A 211-nucleotide genomic window follows, 5' to 3' on the forward strand; every position below is an offset into this window, starting at 1 on the left:
CGACAAGCGCTGGCCGACTAAAAACGCTGCGTCCTGCGGCAACGTCGGCACTAGGTCGTCCTGTCCGTCGGAGGGCCGACCGGTTAAGTCGTTCTTTGACTCCACCTGAGCGAACCGAAACAGAAATGTGTAGCCGACTGTCAAGAAACGCAGAAACTGGAGGCTCCGACAAAGAAGCGCTCTTTGCTTCTGCCGGCGGAGTTGAAGTTTC

Annotated in this window: 1 protein-coding gene; it reads left to right on the forward strand. The window is 56.9% G+C overall.

Annotated features, from left to right (window positions below; all coding sequences use genetic code 11):
* Nucleotides 1–211: hypothetical protein (locus tag V7201_RS20915; RefSeq protein ID WP_335378696.1), on the forward strand; the 211-nt coding region annotated here is incomplete at both ends.

This window comes from Bacillus sp. JJ1122 (genome assembly GCF_036964885.1).
Lineage (GTDB): Bacteria > Bacillota > Bacilli > Bacillales > Cytobacillaceae > Mesobacillus.